We start from the raw sequence: 15,583 nt of genomic DNA, 5'->3' as shown, positions 1-15,583 counted from the left end.
ATCGTCAAAATCATTTTACATTAAGGAATAGAAACCGATCGCAATAATCGCTCAACAACAGTTCTTGAATTGCGCCCTCCTCTAGGAATAAGTCGATGGCACAGAACATAAGGGACAAGAAATTTCACATCATCGGGAATGGCATAATCACGCCCTAATAGAAAAGCTAACGCTTGGGCAGCCCGTTGTAATGCTAATGTGCCACGGGGACTGACACCAAGGGCGATTTCCTCATCTTGACGTGTTGCCCGTACCAATTCGAGAATGTATTGTTGCAAGGAAGTTGCTACTTTTACTTGAGAGCAGAGATAACGCAATTCTTGTACTTCTGCCAAGGTAATACAAGGCTGCAAATCAGCAACTTTGACACCATTTTGGAGATTTTGTAGCATCAGGAGTTCTTCTGCTTCAGAAGGATAGCCCAAACTCAGCGACAACATAAACCGATCCATTTGTGCTTCCGGCAGGGGAAAAGTACCTTGATACTCGATAGGGTTTTGAGTAGCAATTACAAAGAAGGGCTGAGGAACTGCACGAGATACACCATCAACTGTTACCTGATGTTCCTCCATAACTTCCAATAAAGCTGACTGAGTGCGGGGTGTGGCGCGGTTAATTTCATCAGCCAATAGCACATTAGTAAAGACTGGCCCAGGCAAAAAAGTAAATTCGCCGCTTTTTGGGTTCCAGATGTTGGTGCCGGTAATATCAGTTGGCAATAAATCAGGAGTGCATTGTAGCCGTTGAAACTTGCCATCCAGCGAACGAGCTAAGGATTTAGCAAGCAGGGTTTTACCAACACCAGGGACATCTTCTAAAAGAGCATGACCACCACCTAGCAATGCTACTAGCACTAAGCGTATTGCTTCAGCTTTGCCAACGATGGTAAGAGCCAGATTTTGTGTTAAAGCGTCGATTTTTTCTCTCATGCGTTGTGGGGAGTGGGGAGTGAGGAAGCAGGGGAGCAGGGGAGCAGGGGGGCAGTACTTCTCTACGAGACGCTCTTGCTAGCTTGCTTAAGAGGAGGGGTACGGCTACGCTCAGTGACCGAAGAGAAGTAGGAGTAAGTTTTTCCTCTCTGCCTTCTCTGCCCCTTACAATGCCCTATCTATTGTTCCCACTAAGCACTCAAAACTTCTCTAGCAACAACGCAATCAAGTTGAATTTGTGTTTTCAGGGCTTCGAGAGAAGGAAATTTTTGTTCGGGGCGCAAAAATTTAACTAGTTGCACAACTAGTTTTTTGCCATACAAATCACCAGACCAATCGAATAAATGTACTTCCGCAGATGAATAAGTACCGTTTACAGTTGGACGATTACCGATATTCATGACGCCCAAGTTCTCACTAGGAACAGTATCAGATGTTTCACCAAGAGTGAAAACACGGACAGCGTAGACTCCTTGGCGGGGCAAAAACTTTTCTTTTGGTAGTTGGAGGTTAGCGGTGGGAAAGCCAATTGTTCTGCCCAATTGTTGACCTTGAACGACATCACCAAGGAGGGTGTAAGGGCGTCCTAATAACAGATTTGCGTTTTTGATGTCTCCCTGCTCAAGGTTTTGGCGGATCAATGAAGTGCTAATACGGGCATCTTGAGTCGGAGTAGTACTGACGCAACTGGTTTGGGTGGACGAATCACCTGTATAAGTTTGTAAGGGAACGATGGTAACGGGAATATTGTGCTTGGCGGCGAGTAATTGCAAATCTTGAGCAGTACCACTGCGCTTTTCGCCAAAACAAAAATCCTGCCCGATGCTAATTCGTTGGCATCGCAGTTGTTGCACGAGAATTTTTTCGACAAATTCTTCGGGGGTTAACGCAGACAATTCTTTGTCAAAGGGTAGTAATACCAGTTGTTCTACCCCAAGCGATCGCAATTGTTGGACTTTTTCATCCAGTGGCGTTAACAATGTCCGGGGTTGCCCTGTAAAGAACTCCTGTGGATGGGGGTCAAAGGTGACAACAGTTGAATAGGTATATTCTTGTGTCAGTTGATTTCCCTTTGAGTGCGGATTACTAGCTCCTGACAAGTGACCACCAGTGTGCAAGACTGGTTGAATTACCCTTTGATGACCAAGATGAACGCCATCAAACTTGCCAAGGGCAACAGCAGTCGGCGTTAGTAGCCCAACGCTAGAAAAAGCAACCCGCACAGAACACCCATTTTTAGACAAATTTAGCACGTGGATTCTGAGATTTTAGGTTTATTTTAGCTCTCAGCAGGAAGCTACCCTATAGTAAACCGCCTTAAGGAGGACAGCTTTTGTAGTACCAATTTGTCATTTATCCTTTGTCCTTTGTCCTTTGTTATTTGTCATTTGTAAATAACCAATGACCAATGACCAATGACCAATGACCAGTGTGTCCTCCTGTTGTCGCCCTAATGCTGTGGTCGGCGTGACAATTCTGGGCAGCGCTGTCTCACCGTACAGCCAACAGGGACGCTCTGGCGCTGAAAGCCTCTGATCACCAATCTAATCTAAAATCTCTAATTCCTCCGATCGCAATCTTTAGGTAGAAAACTTGCTAACAGGAAAAGATTCTGATAAGACAACTGAGGTTGGAACCTGAAGTACCAATCCTTCCCGTGCCATAATTGCACCAGGAAATTTTTCAGCGGCTTGTTTGCCGACATTATCCAAAAAGTCGTCATCGTGTGCCGGGTCGTGGTGGTAAATCACCAGAGTTTTGACGTTAGCGGCTTGTGCTACTTTTACAGCTTCTTGCCAAGTAGAATGTCCCCAGCCAATTTTCGGGGATTTTGGCGAGTGGTATTCCTCGTCTGTGTAGGTAGAATCGTAAACCAGAATGTCAGCATTACGAGCTAACCACAACACATTGTCATCGAGTCGATCGGGAAAATGTTCGGTATCAGTGATGTAAGTAGCAGCACCACCACGCCAGTTGACGCGATATCCTACAGCTTCACCTGGATGATTTAAAGGTGCTGTTTCTACAGTAACTTCATCAATGTGGATTGGTTGCCCCGGTCGAATGTCGTAGAAATTTAAATTGGCTTGCATAATCTGCAAGGGTACAGGAAAGTTCGGGTGCAACATTTGATCGTTGAGGCGCTGTTCTATGGTAGAACCATCAGGTGCGATCGCGCCGTAAATATGAAAGTCATTCCCCTTTACAAACCCTGGCGTAAAGAAGGGAAAACCTTGCATATGATCCCAGTGAGAGTGGGTAAAAAATATGTGAGCTTCTAACGGCATTTGGCGCAACAGAGATTGCCCCAAAACATGTAGTCCCGTGCCAGCATCGAAAACTAAGCGTTTATCGCCCGTTTGCATTGATATGCAAGGGGTATTACCGCCGTAACGAACAGTGTGTGGCCCTGGGCTGGGGATGCTGCCACGAACGCCCCAAAATTGTACGGTAAATTGATTCTCTATCCTAGACATGGGTGTTGCTTGCTGGACTGAGCGGGCGATAAATGAAAGAATTGTTACTTATTTTGTCTAAGTTTATGCTGTCTCTCCAATTTTGCTAGAGGGAGGATTTCTTGGTAAAACAGCATATCCTGTTTCTGGCTGATTGTGTAAATGTGAATGAAATACGTCTGTTAGAATTTCCCAGGTTTTGGGGTGAATGTGTATCGGTTATTTCAAGAGTGCCCCTACGTTATAGCCTACATTTTTCCGTGATGCATTTGAATAACTCCATTTTTGTCCCGATCGATCAAATGATTTAAGGAAAATTGAATTCCCACTCCGATAATTTCTCTAATCCGGTTGCGTAAGTAAGATTGTATTGTAACGGAGTAATACTGATGTAATTTTTACGTACAACTTCCACATCTGTAGGTACATTTTGAGGCAGATTTAATCCGCTTGGGGGTTCTACATCCTCAATTACCTCTCCAGTTAACCAGTAGTACGTTTTTCCACGAGGATCGACTCGTTTGTTAAACACATCAATGTAATGCCGTAATCCTTGACGGGTGAGAGTAACTCCGGCAATTTCTTCCCATTTGACCGCAGGAATATTGACATTGAGTAACATTAAATCTGGCAGCGGTTTTTGGGCTAACTGATCTACGAGAACTGTGGCAAACTTAGCAGCAACTTGAAAGTCTTTAGATGTATGACTCATCAGACTCAGCGCTATGCTGGGAATACCTTCAATTAGACCTTCCATTGCCGCAGAAACAGTGCCAGAATACAGAATTTCTGTTCCCAAATTCGCACCTTGATTAATACCAGAGAGAACCAAATCCGGCGGAGTTTCCAGCAAAGCCCACAGCGCCAATTTGACACAATCTGAAGGTGTACCATCACAAGCCCAAGCTTTGACAGCAGGATGAAAAATCTCTTCAACAATTTCGGCGCGAATCGGTTGGTGTAAAGTTAACCCGTGTCCAGTTGCCGATCGCTCTCGATCTGGGCACACTACACTCACATCATGACCAGCCTCTGCCAAATAGTTGGCTAGGGTACGAATCCCCAAAGCAGAAACGCCGTCGTCGTTGCTAATTAGTAATTTCATGGTCATTAGTCATTAGTCATTGGTCATTAGTTATTAGTTATTTGTTATTAGCCATTTGTCAATGTCTGAGGTCACAAACAGCAAAAAACATTTATACTCACTAGTAGTTCGCTTTCGTAACTTGGCTCTTTTAAGGGCAAGGGGGAAAGGGAAAGATGTTTACTCCTTTTCCCAGCCCTCACCTAACAATTTTGGGTTGGCAGACTACTAGAGTGTGTGGCGGGATTTTGCTTACCTTTAAGACAAGTTGCTCAATCTCCAAGTCCGGTTAAGTGAGATGTTAGCTGGATTTTCGTGCCTGCTGTACTAGCCCAATCGTCTATCACTGATAAACAGAGGTTTGGTTGAAACTCTCACCTTTAGCTGATGTTAATGGTATGACTGTAAGTTTATTTATCGACCAGTTCACAGCTTTTGACTATAGACTAATGACTAATGACCAATGACTAATAACTAATGACTAGCAATTTAGAAGCTCAACTTTTAGCACTGCGGCAAGAAGGAGAAAAAGCGATCGCAGCCGCCGACACCTTAGAACGTCTGGAGGAACTCAGAGTTAACTATCTGGGTAAAAAAGGGGAACTGGGGGCGCTGTTGCGAAGTATGGGGCAGATGAGTGCAGAGGAACGACCAAAAATTGGAGCGATCGCCAATACAGTCAAAGAATCCCTGCAAACTAGTCTAGACCAGCAACGTGCCGCCCTGGAAGCCGCGCAAATTCAAGCTTTGCTAGAGGCTGAAACTCTGGATGTAACTATGCCGGGAATTTACAGCCCCCAAGGTCGGATTCATCCTCTCAACGGTATTATCGACCGGGCGCTGGATATCTTTGTCGGTATGGGCTATACCGTGGCTCAAGGGCCAGAGATGGAAACAGATTATTATAATTTCGAGGCTCTCAACACCCCGCCAGATCACCCCGCCCGTGATATGCAGGATACCTTCTATCTGCCAGATGGCAATCTTTTACGCACTCATACCTCATCAGTGCAAATTCGTTACATGGAAAGAGAAGAACCGCCGATTCGGGTTGTGGCTCCAGGGCGAGTTTATCGGCGAGATAATGTAGACGCGACTCACTCGGCTGTTTTCCATCAAATAGAACTTTTAGCCATTGATGAGGGACTAACTTTTACAGACCTCAAAGGCACAATTAAAGTATTTTTACAAGCAATATTTGGTGATTTACCAATTCGCTTCCGCGCCAGTTATTTCCCCTTTACCGAACCTTCGGCTGAGGTGGATTTGCAGTGGAATGGGCGCTGGCTAGAGGTTATGGGCTGCGGTATGGTCGATCCAAATGTACTTAAGTCTGTGGGTTACGACCCAGAAGTTTATACAGGGTTTGCTGCGGGTTTTGGTGTAGAACGCTTTGCAATGGTGTTACATCAAATCGATGACATTCGTCGGTTGTATGCTAGTGATTTGAGATTTTTGCAGCAATTTTAGGGAAGCGATCGCTTTAAATAATTAGCCAACATTAAATCCAAAAACGATTGAAATTATCTCATTCGGGCTTTTATTTTAAGTAAGCTTTGATGATTTGATAAAAGATTGAAAACTGAATATGAGGTAAAATTGCAACCAACAATAGAACAATTGCGAAGCTTTTACCAAATGTCGGTGAGGATAAGCAATTTACTTCGACCAATTAATTTAGTGCGAATGGACGAACGGACAAAACGTATAGTCATGTTGGTGGGAGAGACAATAGAAATAGAAATTTATCCCAATGGAGAGGTATTTACCAAATGACACAACCAAACTTTGTGGATATGACTGATGCCGAGTTACGAGCTTACGTGTTGCAAAATCCTAACAACACTGAAGCTTTTCACGCATACGTCGATCGCTTGCACGCCGCCAATCCAAATCCACAGCTAATGTCGATAGAAGAGGCTGAAGCTGAATTGGAAAGGAGGGTAAAACAAGGTCAAAGATAGTGGTAAGCATCCTGAACAAATCTTCAGGATGCTTTGCAAAATTTTACCAGATCGAAGTAAACTATCAGTACGCAACTCTGCTTTATGCGATATGACCGCGATCGCTGGCAAAGCTAACGAGGATCGGGACTATCGCTACAAACGTTCCGAGTATGCCGCAAGGGGAATTGCTGAATATTGGATTGTCGATCCACAAATAAATACAGTTACCGTACTGATATTAGTTGATGGGTTTTATGAAGAAACCAGATTTGTAGGAAATAGTGCGATCGCTTCTACTATTTTCCCAGAATTACAGCTAACGGCAGAGCAAGTACTCAAAGCTGGAGAAAGCAATGCGGTTAAAAGGCAGACAGACGAAATTATTTTAGAGGTGCGATCGTACAGTTTTTTTGCCTAGTAGTGGCTTGTAAATTTTCAAGCGCGTACAACATTACTGCACAGTGATTCTTATCATACTACCTCTAGCTAACTCAGCGTGGATATAGCCTGATTTACAGGATTAGATTGTAAGGTTGCTGTTGGTGATAAATATCTAAAGACTATGGGAATACTAAACTCTGATAGTGGAAAATTTGACTGCCTGAAGCTGAGGCAGCAATTTAGTCTTTTCAGAAAGGAGAACAAACATGGTTTGTGGTATTTATCAGATTTCAAATACTGTTAATGGTAAATCTTACATTGGACAATCACGGAACATATACAGGAGATGGAAACAACATACAAGAGGGTTGAATAAGCTAAATGCATTAGAAATTGGAAGTTATCCACTTAGATATGCCTTTTTAAAATATGATCTAAAAGAGATAGTGACTACACCAGGAAAAACAGGTGTATTTGATTTTAAAGTTATTGAACAATGCACAGAAGATAAACTGCTGGAAAGAGAGCGATTCTGGATAAATACAATTAACCCAGAATATAACTGCAATACTTGGACACCTGCCCGAAAGAAAAAGGAAATTGATTCTGAACCTAAATTTTGGGCTCAATACCATAATTATAATGTTCTAGGTTACGTACCTGTTGAAATAATTCTTGATGAATCACTAATTGAAAAATATGATTATGACGAAGTTGTGCCTGGTATATCAACTAATAAAAGAGCCGTTTTAAATACAGTAGGCGATACAATTTTTTTGATAGTAGGAATAGGTAACAAACCAAAACAATATTATCTTTGGTCTAAATTTATTTGTGAAGAAACAGTTACAAATGATTATGAAAATAGTCATTTTTATGATGCTTTTGGTACTGGTTATTTAATAGATCCGCCTCAACTATTGAATTCAAAACAGTTTAATGAATTCAAAAGATTTTGTGGAAATTTTGGTTTTGGCTTTATGCGTATCAAAGAACCCTCTGAAGCCTGTACTTATTTAACTACGTTAAAAGATATAACAGAAAGCTATAAGCCGAAAAATTCAAAGTTAAATTTTTCACAGTATATAAAAGATTTTTATACCCAAGTCACTAGGGTCAATCCTCATGAATATTCTGCTTATCACCAACGAGGTTTTTATAGGCATTTAGCTGTTTCTCTATCCATTGAAGAGGCTCTAGGCTTGTTAATGTGTGAGTACACCACATTAGTAATATTTGACCCAATTAATCATGAGTTTAACTACAAAGATAGTACATTATTAGTTCACACATTAGACTTTTATAATTCAGAAGAAGGTAAAAAATATCTAGACTCTTATGAACTTAACGATCAAACATTTCCTTCTTATGCAATTGTAGGATGGATGGCTGTTGAAAAAATTTTTAAATATGATGAAAGAAGCTTTGCTGACGATAAAGATTTGCATTTGTTAGGAGAAAGTCTTGTTGACTACAAAAATAGTTGTGGTTATGAAGGATCTGATGTCTGGGGTATTGCCCTACAAAAACCTATCTTTTTAAATCCGCCTATTTGTGACGTATTACAGCCAGAGGGTATTAATAACGGTGAGCTATGGGGGGCTGAAGATTTGTCACATTTAGAAGCCTTCGATATAGCACTTAAAGCGAAAGTTGAGTATGAATAAGCCAAAAAACAAGGTGTAATATTTTTGTGTTTTGCTACACTGGCTTCTTGGTGTATACGTTTACTAAATTAAAAATATTAAGGTTTTTGAATTCGATCAGCGAAAAATAAAGGCGATCGCGATTTCAGAAACTCCTCTTCTGTCTCTAAATTACCAACGCGATGATAAAGCATTGCCTTGAGTCGTTCCCAATAAAGCGGTATAGTTTCTAACAGAGTAATCAAGTTACTTGGCCCGACAATATCCACACCAGCAGTAAATATTTCTGAAAAATTGAGAGTTTGAAACCCACCTCCGTGGGTTTTACCTGTGTAGTTGCGGTTTCTAACCGCCCTTTTAACTTAGCGGCAATTGTCGCAATGTCCGCAACGCAGGTTAGCTGCTTCTTTATCAAAACCAAAGGCATTTAACAAAAACTGCCAACGACACTGCTTAGTTGTTAGGTATTGCTGCATCTGTTTAACAGCGTGTAATTGCGTCGGTGACTGATTTTCGGCTTTTTGAGCAATGGTGTAATGGAAAGGATCGAGCCAGTTTAGCTGGCCGTTGCTATGGAGTAAAGCTAATGCTGTAGCACCTTCGGGAAATTGTCGCGTTACTGCATTCACTTCTCCCTGTTTTGGTAATTTTTTCACAAGTTGCTGCGCTATTTGTTGCTGCGATCGCATTTGTTCTTGAAAAAACTCCTGTCTTTGCTTATCCCCTGAATCTAACCATCCTGTAGGTTCACTTACCAATGTCAACGCCTCTGCTGGTTTCCCATCCCTTCCAGCGCGGCCGATTTCTTGCACATATTCAGATAGCAGATGTGGCGCGTGAAAGTGGGCAACCCAGCGAACATCACTTTTATTTATCCCCATGCCAAACGCACAGGTACAAACCACAAAAGGTATTTTCCCACTTAACCAGCTTGCTTCTACTTCACGGCGTTCGATTGCACCCAATCCCGCATGATAGCTAGCTGTGGCATAACCCATGTCTGCGAACCATTGGGCTAAATCTTCGCTATCTCTCCGAGTGCGAACATAAACTAATCCCGATTGTTGCGGTCTATTTTGAATAAACTTTAATAATTGTTGTTTCCTACCTCGTGGTGTCCAAGCGATGCGAACGCTGGGATGCAAGTTCGGACGGTAGGGATTCAAGCGAAAAATCTCTGGTTGCTGTAATTGTAAAACTGTTTGAATAATTTTTTGGGCTGAGGGGTCAGCAGTAGCAGTAAAAGCAGCGATGCTAATTTTTGTTCCTGGTGGTTTTGATTTGAGCAATGCCGGACGCACTGCCCCTAATCTGCGATAAGCTGGACGAAAAGTATCACCCCACTGCACTAAACAATGAGCCTCATCTAAAATTAAGCCATTAATTTGCAATTGCGGGTGAGATAATCTTTCCCAAACTGGCGCACTGAGCAAAGTTTCGGGTGATAAATACAGTAATCTTAGCTGTTGGCGTTCCAAAGCTTGCAGAGTTGCACGGCGTTGAGATGAAGATAATTCACTATGCAAAAGTGCTGCTTTTTGGTGGCTTTCTCGTAGTTCCTGTACTTGGTTTTCCATCAACGCCACCAAAGGCGAAACTACCAAAGTTAATCCTGTTTGTAGCAGTGCGGGAAGTTGAAAACAAATCGATTTTCCGCCACCTGTAGGCATAATAATCAGCGCATCTTTTTGTGACAATAAACTGCTGACAATTTCTCCCTGTGGTGGACGGAAATCTTCATAACCCCAAATTTGTTTGAAAGCAGCACGGACTTCTTGCCAAGATTTTGTTTTAGGCTGATTCATAATCAATAACTATATGCACCCATATCATTAGACTTCTTGCAGAAGAGGGGAAAAGGGTAAGGGGTAAAGGGTAAAGGTATGGAATTTTCCCTTACCCTTTAACCTTTAACCTTTCCCCAACATCTTGCAAGATGTCTATTGAATGCTGAATATAGCCTTTGTTATCCAGTTAATGGTTCAGTAATTTCATCATCTTAACTGAACTGTATTGAGTTAGAAAGCAGGTTCCTCCTGCCTTCTGAACTATTTATTAAATTTCCACTGATAATCCTGGATTAAAGTAATTATTTGGTTCATCTGGATAACCACGCGGATTACAAATAACGCGAGTCAAACCGATTTGATAATCTAATTGATTGTGAATGTGGCCATGAATCCATAATAATGCTCCAGAGTCCTCAACTAAATTATCAAGATTTGAAGCATAAGCAGCACTTAAAATATCTTCTTGATATTGAAAAGGTATAGACTTTGCACTAGGAGCATGATGACTGATAATTACATTTTTACCAGACAAGCCAGATAATGTATTTTTTAACCAATTAACTGACTTTTTACAAATTAGGGCTGTGTCAAGAGTTCTTAATTTTGAGTATTGAGGACTTAATCTAATTTTCTTGTAATCGTTCATGACTTGACTAGCTTCTACACCTGCCATACGTGGCTCACCAAATAGTTTAAAATCAGTCCATAAGGTACAACCTAAAAAATTTACACCCTCAATGGTAACTAAATCATTCTCTAGAACATGAACATTAGTTCCTAATGAATAATCTTTCAGCTTCTCAACAAGCCTTGGATAAGCACTCCCATAGTATTCATGATTACCTAATACATATATCACTGGTTTCTTGGGAATGTTTTGAATTGCCCATTTAATTCCTCTTTCTCTTAAATCAATATCTCCAGCTAAAACAACAATATCCGCATTTATATCAGGAGTATTAAAGGGTTTAAATTCAAGATGCAAATCACTTAATATGTGAATTTTCATGCTAATTCCATAATTGAAGCATTTTGAAATACTATAGGACTAGTATTTGATTTTTGAAATGCACGTAGTGGACTATCTACGCAAAATAGTTTATTAGACGTAGACGTAGGTTGGGTGAAGCGGAGCGTAACCCAACATATATCAGGATGTTGGGTTACGCAAAGCCTCCACCCAACCTACAATTTTCTTGTATCGTATTTGTATTGTAATAAGTTAGTTTTATGCCCCTGAATAGAGCGATAAGTACTAGAGCAAAAACATAGTTACAATTTAATTATTAATCTCCGAACAAAGATTCTAAATCTCGATAACCACTGGCAACACGAGTAATACTGATTCCGTCTTCCCTTGGATAGTAAAATATAATGTAATCATCCACAACAAAACCGCGCAGATTTGGTACAAACCTTTCATAGCTTTTTCCCATATTAGGGAAACTCGCTACTAATTTACATTTGGAGCGAATCTCATCAAAAAGTTTACTGGCTGCTTTTGGGTTACTCCGAGCAATATATTCACAAATTTCATCTAAATCTCGAATTGCTGCATCTGAAAATGAATAATTACTCATTCAGAGGACTCCTCGGCAATTAGACGAATTTTTTCTTGTAATCTGGCAAATACAACTTCGCCGTCAGTTACTTGTCCCTTAGCAATTTGTTCAGTTCCTACAGCAATTTTTTGCCGTAATTCTTCAAGTCGTTGCTCTCTTTCTTGTAACAGTTTAAAGGCTTCATTGATGACATCATCTGCATTAGAAAATCTACCACTTGCAAGCTGTGCCTGAATAAATTGCTCTAGTTCTGGTTTAATTTGGATGTACATATTTTCTAGCTTTATAGAATTAATATTTTTATCTAGATTCTAACAGCATTGACAGAACGAGAGAAAATCATGCTAACCAAGCTTGAGCAAAGCGGAGACAAACCAGTGCGTAGACGTAGCCCGCACTTCTCTACGAGACGCTCCGCGAACGGCTGCGCTCAGTGACCATCGTAGACATCGCTAACCCACATTGACAGTTAGATTACAATCTTAGGTATAGTTTCTCTGACTGGAGTTGTTCATCGGGTGATTCAATCCGATTCAATGACAAAGCATACCAGACAAGTATTACTTAGTGCGCTCAAGGTAGTTGTCTTATGCCTGACACTGTTCCTACTATGCACAAGCAATAGTTGGGCGCAAATCACTACTGACAGCAAAATTGCTCCCCTGATTGAGAAGCTGATAGATAACGATGCCCACATCAGAAGCCTTGCAGCAGATGCATTAGTTAATATCGGTTCGCCAGCAGTACCGTCTCTGATTGAAGCTTTGAAAAATCAAGATATTAATCTTCGCTGGCACGCCGCTTCGGTTTTAGGAGATTTGGGTGCAGAAGCAGCACCAGCCGTCCCAGCCTTAAGTGCGGCATTGCAGGATGAGGATGGACAAGTCCGCCTGTACGCCACCTTAGCTTTAGGAAATATTGGTACAGCAGCCAAAGCAGCAGTTCCATCGTTGATGGCGGCATTACAAGACAAGGAGCAATTCGTTCGCATTTATGTTCCTTCTGCACTCAGAAAAATTGGTGTAGAAGCGAAAGTAGCTGTCCCAGTATTAACTGCTGCCTTAAAAGATAAGAACCCCACTGTACGTTATAATTCTGCCTACGCTTTGGGTGCAATGGGTACAGAAGCAGTATCTTCTGTCCCGAATTTAATTGCCCTGTTGAATGATAGCCAGTTTTACGTGCGTTTAGGTGCTATCAAAGGTTTAGGAGGAATAGCGGCAGGCTTTCAAGATAAAGCAAATGCTTTACCTACCTCCAAGTTGCAGAAAGTCATCTCAGACTTTGAAGAGGTATTGGCAACTATACAAAAATACAAAGATAAATTCACAGAGACGGACATTAGGCTGATACGTCGCCCTCTCAATGCCTTGAAAGCAGAAAAAGAAACTCGCCTTTTTGATAGAGTTCTGGAATCGCTATTTAAGCATAAATTACTCTTGGGAATTGCCGCTTACCTTATCTTATTGCCTTCTATTTGGTTAATTCTCTTGCGGGTTGCCCCTTTATGGTTGTTGAAAATTAATAACGCCCTCAAACCCTACACAGATTTTTCTCTCCCATTTATCAGCGTTAATGTACCTCTGCGATATGTGCTATTTGTTGGCTGGTTTCATTACCATCCCAGAGTATTAGATGCGTGGGTAGCTAAATATATCAAAGCAGCCCGCGAACAATTTCCCAAAAAGGATACAGTTAGCAGTCGCGCCTGTTATATTCCCATTCCCGTTGTTTTGGATGGTACAACAGTTCCCCAATTGATGAATGAGAATTTGCGCTCAACTTTCGAGAAACAACGTAGCTGCTTAGTAATTGGTGGGGAAGGGGGTGTAGGTAAAACCAGTTTAGCGTGTCGAATCGCTGGGTGGGCAATGGCTGAGGATGAAGACCAACAACTCTGCAAACATTTGATGTTACCTGTGCTGTTAGAAGAAGAATTTCGGGTAACTGAAGGTAAGTCGCCGCTTTTAGAAGCCATCAGAGGACAGTTGCAAGCTTTAATTGATGAACCAGAGCCGATTTGTCAAGAATTACTGTCACGTTTATTAAGAAAGAAACGCATTTTAGTAATTGTAGACCGATTCTCAGAAATGAATGCCACTACACGAGAAGCAATTGAGCCGGAGTCGCCAGAGTTTCCGGTGAATGCGTTGGTGATTACTTCCCGAATTGAGGAAAAGCTGGGGCGGGTTAATAAGACGATAATTAAACCCTTGCGGATTGAGGCTAATAAACTATCGTCCTTTATGGAAGCTTATCTCATGCAGCGAGGTAAACGCGATCGCTTTACCGATCAAGAATTTTTTGACGCTTGTAACCGCCTTTCTCTAATGGTTGGTCAAAATAATATCACTGTCTTGCTGGCTAAACTTTATGCTGAACAGTTAATCGCCAGTAAAGACGTTACATCTAATATTTCTGCGTTACCAGAGAATATTCCTAATTTGATGCTGGGTTATATCAATGAACTCAATCGTGATGTCACAGACGATCGATTTGACGATCGCACCGTTCATCAAGATGCCAAAGCGATCGCCTGGGAATGTTTGCAGCAAAGTTATCAACCAGCAACCGCCAAGCGTGCAGATGCTATTGCTGCATTAGCAGCTTTGGGTATTGACGATCCGGAAGCACACCTCAATTATCTGGAAAAGCGTCTGCATCTGATTCAAACTATCGGTTCTGCTAAAGATAGAATCCGTTTTTGTCTCGATCCTTTAGCTGAGTATCTTGCAGGTTGGTATTTAATCGAATTGTATGGCAATAACGATGGCAAATGGCGATCGGCTTTTTTCAAAAAGGCAGATGATTTAGTTAAAACGGGCAGACAAGATACCATCAAAGGCTTGTTGTTAGCAGTGCGAGATTGCTACTTATCTGAAGTTCAAGGTAGCAAAGAAACTGACTTTGTACCCCAGAAGTTGGGTAAACTGGCTGGCTTTACACTTCCAGCCAATACACCAGCTACTACTGTGCAAACACTAATACCATGAATGATATCCAATGCATATTTTCGATGATTATACTCACTCACTCGGCGATCGCTGCTGTTTTTTAAGAGTGCCAAGCGAGTGTACTATTCGATGAATACAACAAAATCAAAATTAGTGATTATTTTGATTTTGGGAATGGAAGGGACAACCCCCTGCTGTTAATTTCTGAAGAAAGACATTATTATCAAAATAATGCTCTAAAGATTCAATCTTTAAGTCTTCAGTCACGCGAGCAATACTAATTCCGACGATTTCTATTGTTTCACCTGTGGGTGCATAGTCTTTATAGGAACCATTAAATGTTCCCCAATGTCGCCACTTAAAGGTAACATTAGGCGGCCCTGCAAGGACTTCTGTTAATTCCCAAAGGAAGCCATTGGGGAAGGCTGTATGAAAAACTTGAAATGAAGATTCAAAGATTTCTGTTTCAGAGTTATATTGCTCAGTTTTACCCAAAAACAGATTATAAGTACCTTCGGTTGCAACATCTTGAGCAGTGAATTGTTGTCCCCCATTGGTACTCATCTTAAACTTATCGGTAACAATCGAAAGCCACTGTTGAGGATTAGATTTATTAGAAGCTTCCATCTCAAAAGTGCGGACTAAATTTTGAGCGATCGCTTCTAAAGACCCTTCAGGATGCTGAAATTTACTCTCTTGATGAAGAAATTCATTGGTGTAAGAATAATCTGGGCGTTTTCCTTCTCGCCACTGTACTTCTTCATCATGAGCAATGACTATATCTCTATCTTGTACCCAGAGCGGTAATTCTGTAGTTTTTTCGCTACTCATACAA

15 protein-coding genes and 1 pseudogene are annotated in these 15,583 nt (G+C 41.3%); 6 read left to right on the top strand and 10 right to left on the bottom strand.

Going from position 1 to position 15,583, the window contains the following annotated elements; translation table 11 throughout:
* Window positions 1–20 precede the first annotated feature (20 nt).
* The 4 genes from NSTC731_RS03710 to surE form a co-directional block, all read right to left on the bottom strand.
* Window positions 21–929, bottom strand: coding sequence for an AAA family ATPase (locus NSTC731_RS03710; RefSeq protein WP_445629681.1), 909 nt, complete (start codon window positions 927–929; stop codon window positions 21–23).
* Window positions 930–1,120: 191 nt separating this feature from the next.
* Window positions 1,121–2,182, bottom strand: a complete 1,062-nt coding sequence (locus NSTC731_RS03705; protein WP_445629680.1) for a bifunctional riboflavin kinase/FAD synthetase — start codon at window positions 2,180–2,182, stop codon at window positions 1,121–1,123.
* Window positions 2,183–2,509: 327 nt separating this feature from the next.
* Window positions 2,510–3,406: an MBL fold metallo-hydrolase gene (locus tag NSTC731_RS03700; RefSeq protein ID WP_445629679.1), complete on the bottom strand. Its 897-nt coding sequence runs from the start codon at window positions 3,404–3,406 to the stop codon at window positions 2,510–2,512.
* Between the two features lie 286 nt (window positions 3,407–3,692).
* Window positions 3,693–4,490, bottom strand: coding sequence for a 5'/3'-nucleotidase SurE (gene surE / locus NSTC731_RS03695; RefSeq protein ID WP_445629678.1), 798 nt, complete (start codon window positions 4,488–4,490; stop codon window positions 3,693–3,695).
* Between the two features lie 456 nt (window positions 4,491–4,946).
* Between surE and pheS the strand changes: the two genes are divergently transcribed.
* The 5 genes and pseudogenes from pheS (at window position 4,947) to NSTC731_RS03670 (ending at window position 8,463) form a co-directional block, all read left to right on the top strand.
* The gene (gene pheS / locus NSTC731_RS03690; protein WP_229490194.1) at window positions 4,947–5,939 is read left to right on the top strand and encodes a phenylalanine--tRNA ligase subunit alpha; all 993 of its coding nucleotides are present in this window, start codon (window positions 4,947–4,949) and stop codon (window positions 5,937–5,939) included.
* A gap of 129 nt (window positions 5,940–6,068) precedes the next feature.
* Window positions 6,069–6,245, top strand: coding sequence for a DUF6888 family protein (locus NSTC731_RS03685; RefSeq protein WP_445629677.1), 177 nt, complete (start codon window positions 6,069–6,071; stop codon window positions 6,243–6,245).
* Complete coding sequence (locus NSTC731_RS03680; RefSeq protein ID WP_334937599.1) at window positions 6,242–6,433, top strand: DUF6887 family protein; 192 nt, start codon at window positions 6,242–6,244, stop codon at window positions 6,431–6,433. The genes NSTC731_RS03685 and NSTC731_RS03680 overlap by 4 nt, the downstream gene beginning before the upstream one ends.
* Window positions 6,434–6,539: 106 nt before the next feature.
* Window positions 6,540–6,761, top strand: a pseudogene (locus NSTC731_RS03675) (Uma2 family endonuclease); the annotation flags it as partial.
* A gap of 301 nt (window positions 6,762–7,062) precedes the next feature.
* Window positions 7,063–8,463, top strand: a complete 1,401-nt coding sequence (locus NSTC731_RS03670; protein WP_445629676.1) for a GIY-YIG nuclease family protein — start codon at window positions 7,063–7,065, stop codon at window positions 8,461–8,463.
* A gap of 77 nt (window positions 8,464–8,540) precedes the next feature.
* Here the strand turns inward: NSTC731_RS03670 and NSTC731_RS03665 are convergent, their stop codons facing one another.
* The 5 genes from NSTC731_RS03665 to NSTC731_RS03645 form a co-directional block, all read right to left on the bottom strand.
* Window positions 8,541–8,711: a hypothetical protein gene (locus NSTC731_RS03665; protein ID WP_445629675.1), complete on the bottom strand. Its 171-nt coding sequence runs from the start codon at window positions 8,709–8,711 to the stop codon at window positions 8,541–8,543.
* A gap of 93 nt (window positions 8,712–8,804) precedes the next feature.
* Window positions 8,805–10,247 (bottom strand): RecQ family ATP-dependent DNA helicase, encoded by a 1,443-nt coding sequence (locus NSTC731_RS03660; protein WP_445629674.1) that lies wholly within the window; start codon window positions 10,245–10,247, stop codon window positions 8,805–8,807.
* A 250-nt stretch (window positions 10,248–10,497) separates the two neighbouring features.
* A complete protein-coding gene (locus NSTC731_RS03655) occupies window positions 10,498–11,241 on the bottom strand; it encodes a metallophosphoesterase (RefSeq protein WP_445629673.1) in 744 nt (247 codons plus the stop codon).
* Window positions 11,242–11,518: 277 nt separating this feature from the next.
* Window positions 11,519–11,812 carry a type II toxin-antitoxin system RelE/ParE family toxin gene (locus NSTC731_RS03650; RefSeq protein WP_445629672.1) on the bottom strand — a complete coding sequence of 98 codons (294 nt, stop codon included), beginning with the start codon at window positions 11,810–11,812 and terminating at the stop codon, window positions 11,519–11,521.
* Window positions 11,809–12,066 (bottom strand): type II toxin-antitoxin system ParD family antitoxin, encoded by a 258-nt coding sequence (locus NSTC731_RS03645; RefSeq protein WP_445629671.1) that lies wholly within the window; start codon window positions 12,064–12,066, stop codon window positions 11,809–11,811. Before NSTC731_RS03645 ends, NSTC731_RS03650 begins: the two co-directional genes overlap by 4 nt.
* A 264-nt stretch (window positions 12,067–12,330) precedes the next feature.
* On the opposite strand from NSTC731_RS03645, the gene NSTC731_RS03640 reads away from it, so the two are divergent.
* Window positions 12,331–14,787, top strand: coding sequence for a HEAT repeat domain-containing protein (locus NSTC731_RS03640; RefSeq protein WP_445629670.1), 2,457 nt, complete (start codon window positions 12,331–12,333; stop codon window positions 14,785–14,787).
* Window positions 14,788–14,898: 111 nt separating this feature from the next.
* Here the strand turns inward: NSTC731_RS03640 and NSTC731_RS03635 are convergent, their stop codons facing one another.
* A complete protein-coding gene (locus tag NSTC731_RS03635) occupies window positions 14,899–15,579 on the bottom strand; it encodes an ester cyclase (protein WP_445629669.1) in 681 nt (226 codons plus the stop codon).
* Window positions 15,580–15,583: the final 4 nt, after the last annotated feature.

The organism is Nostoc sp. DSM 114167 (assembly GCF_052692655.1).
The sequence above is the reverse complement of the archived record's forward strand: the minus strand, read 5'-3'. Positions and strand labels throughout refer to the sequence as shown.

Excerpts from the sequence above, each read along its gene's own strand:
- NSTC731_RS03710 (WP_445629681.1), bottom strand. The coding sequence starts at position 929 with ATGAGAGAAAAAATCGACGCTTTAACACAAAATCTGGCTCTTACCATC.
- NSTC731_RS03700 (WP_445629679.1), bottom strand. The coding sequence starts at position 3,406 with ATGTCTAGGATAGAGAATCAATTTACCGTACAATTTTGGGGCGTTCGT.
- surE (WP_445629678.1), bottom strand. The coding sequence starts at position 4,490 with ATGAAATTACTAATTAGCAACGACGACGGCGTTTCTGCTTTGGGGATT.
- pheS (WP_229490194.1), top strand. The coding sequence starts at position 4,947 with ATGACTAGCAATTTAGAAGCTCAACTTTTAGCACTGCGGCAAGAAGGA.
- NSTC731_RS03680 (WP_334937599.1), top strand. The coding sequence starts at position 6,242 with ATGACACAACCAAACTTTGTGGATATGACTGATGCCGAGTTACGAGCT.
- NSTC731_RS03670 (WP_445629676.1), top strand. The coding sequence starts at position 7,063 with ATGGTTTGTGGTATTTATCAGATTTCAAATACTGTTAATGGTAAATCT.
- NSTC731_RS03660 (WP_445629674.1), bottom strand. The coding sequence starts at position 10,247 with ATGAATCAGCCTAAAACAAAATCTTGGCAAGAAGTCCGTGCTGCTTTC.
- NSTC731_RS03655 (WP_445629673.1), bottom strand. The coding sequence starts at position 11,241 with ATGAAAATTCACATATTAAGTGATTTGCATCTTGAATTTAAACCCTTT.
- NSTC731_RS03650 (WP_445629672.1), bottom strand. The coding sequence starts at position 11,812 with ATGAGTAATTATTCATTTTCAGATGCAGCAATTCGAGATTTAGATGAA.
- NSTC731_RS03645 (WP_445629671.1), bottom strand. The coding sequence starts at position 12,066 with ATGTACATCCAAATTAAACCAGAACTAGAGCAATTTATTCAGGCACAG.
- NSTC731_RS03640 (WP_445629670.1), top strand. The coding sequence starts at position 12,331 with ATGACAAAGCATACCAGACAAGTATTACTTAGTGCGCTCAAGGTAGTT.
- NSTC731_RS03635 (WP_445629669.1), bottom strand. The coding sequence starts at position 15,579 with ATGAGTAGCGAAAAAACTACAGAATTACCGCTCTGGGTACAAGATAGA.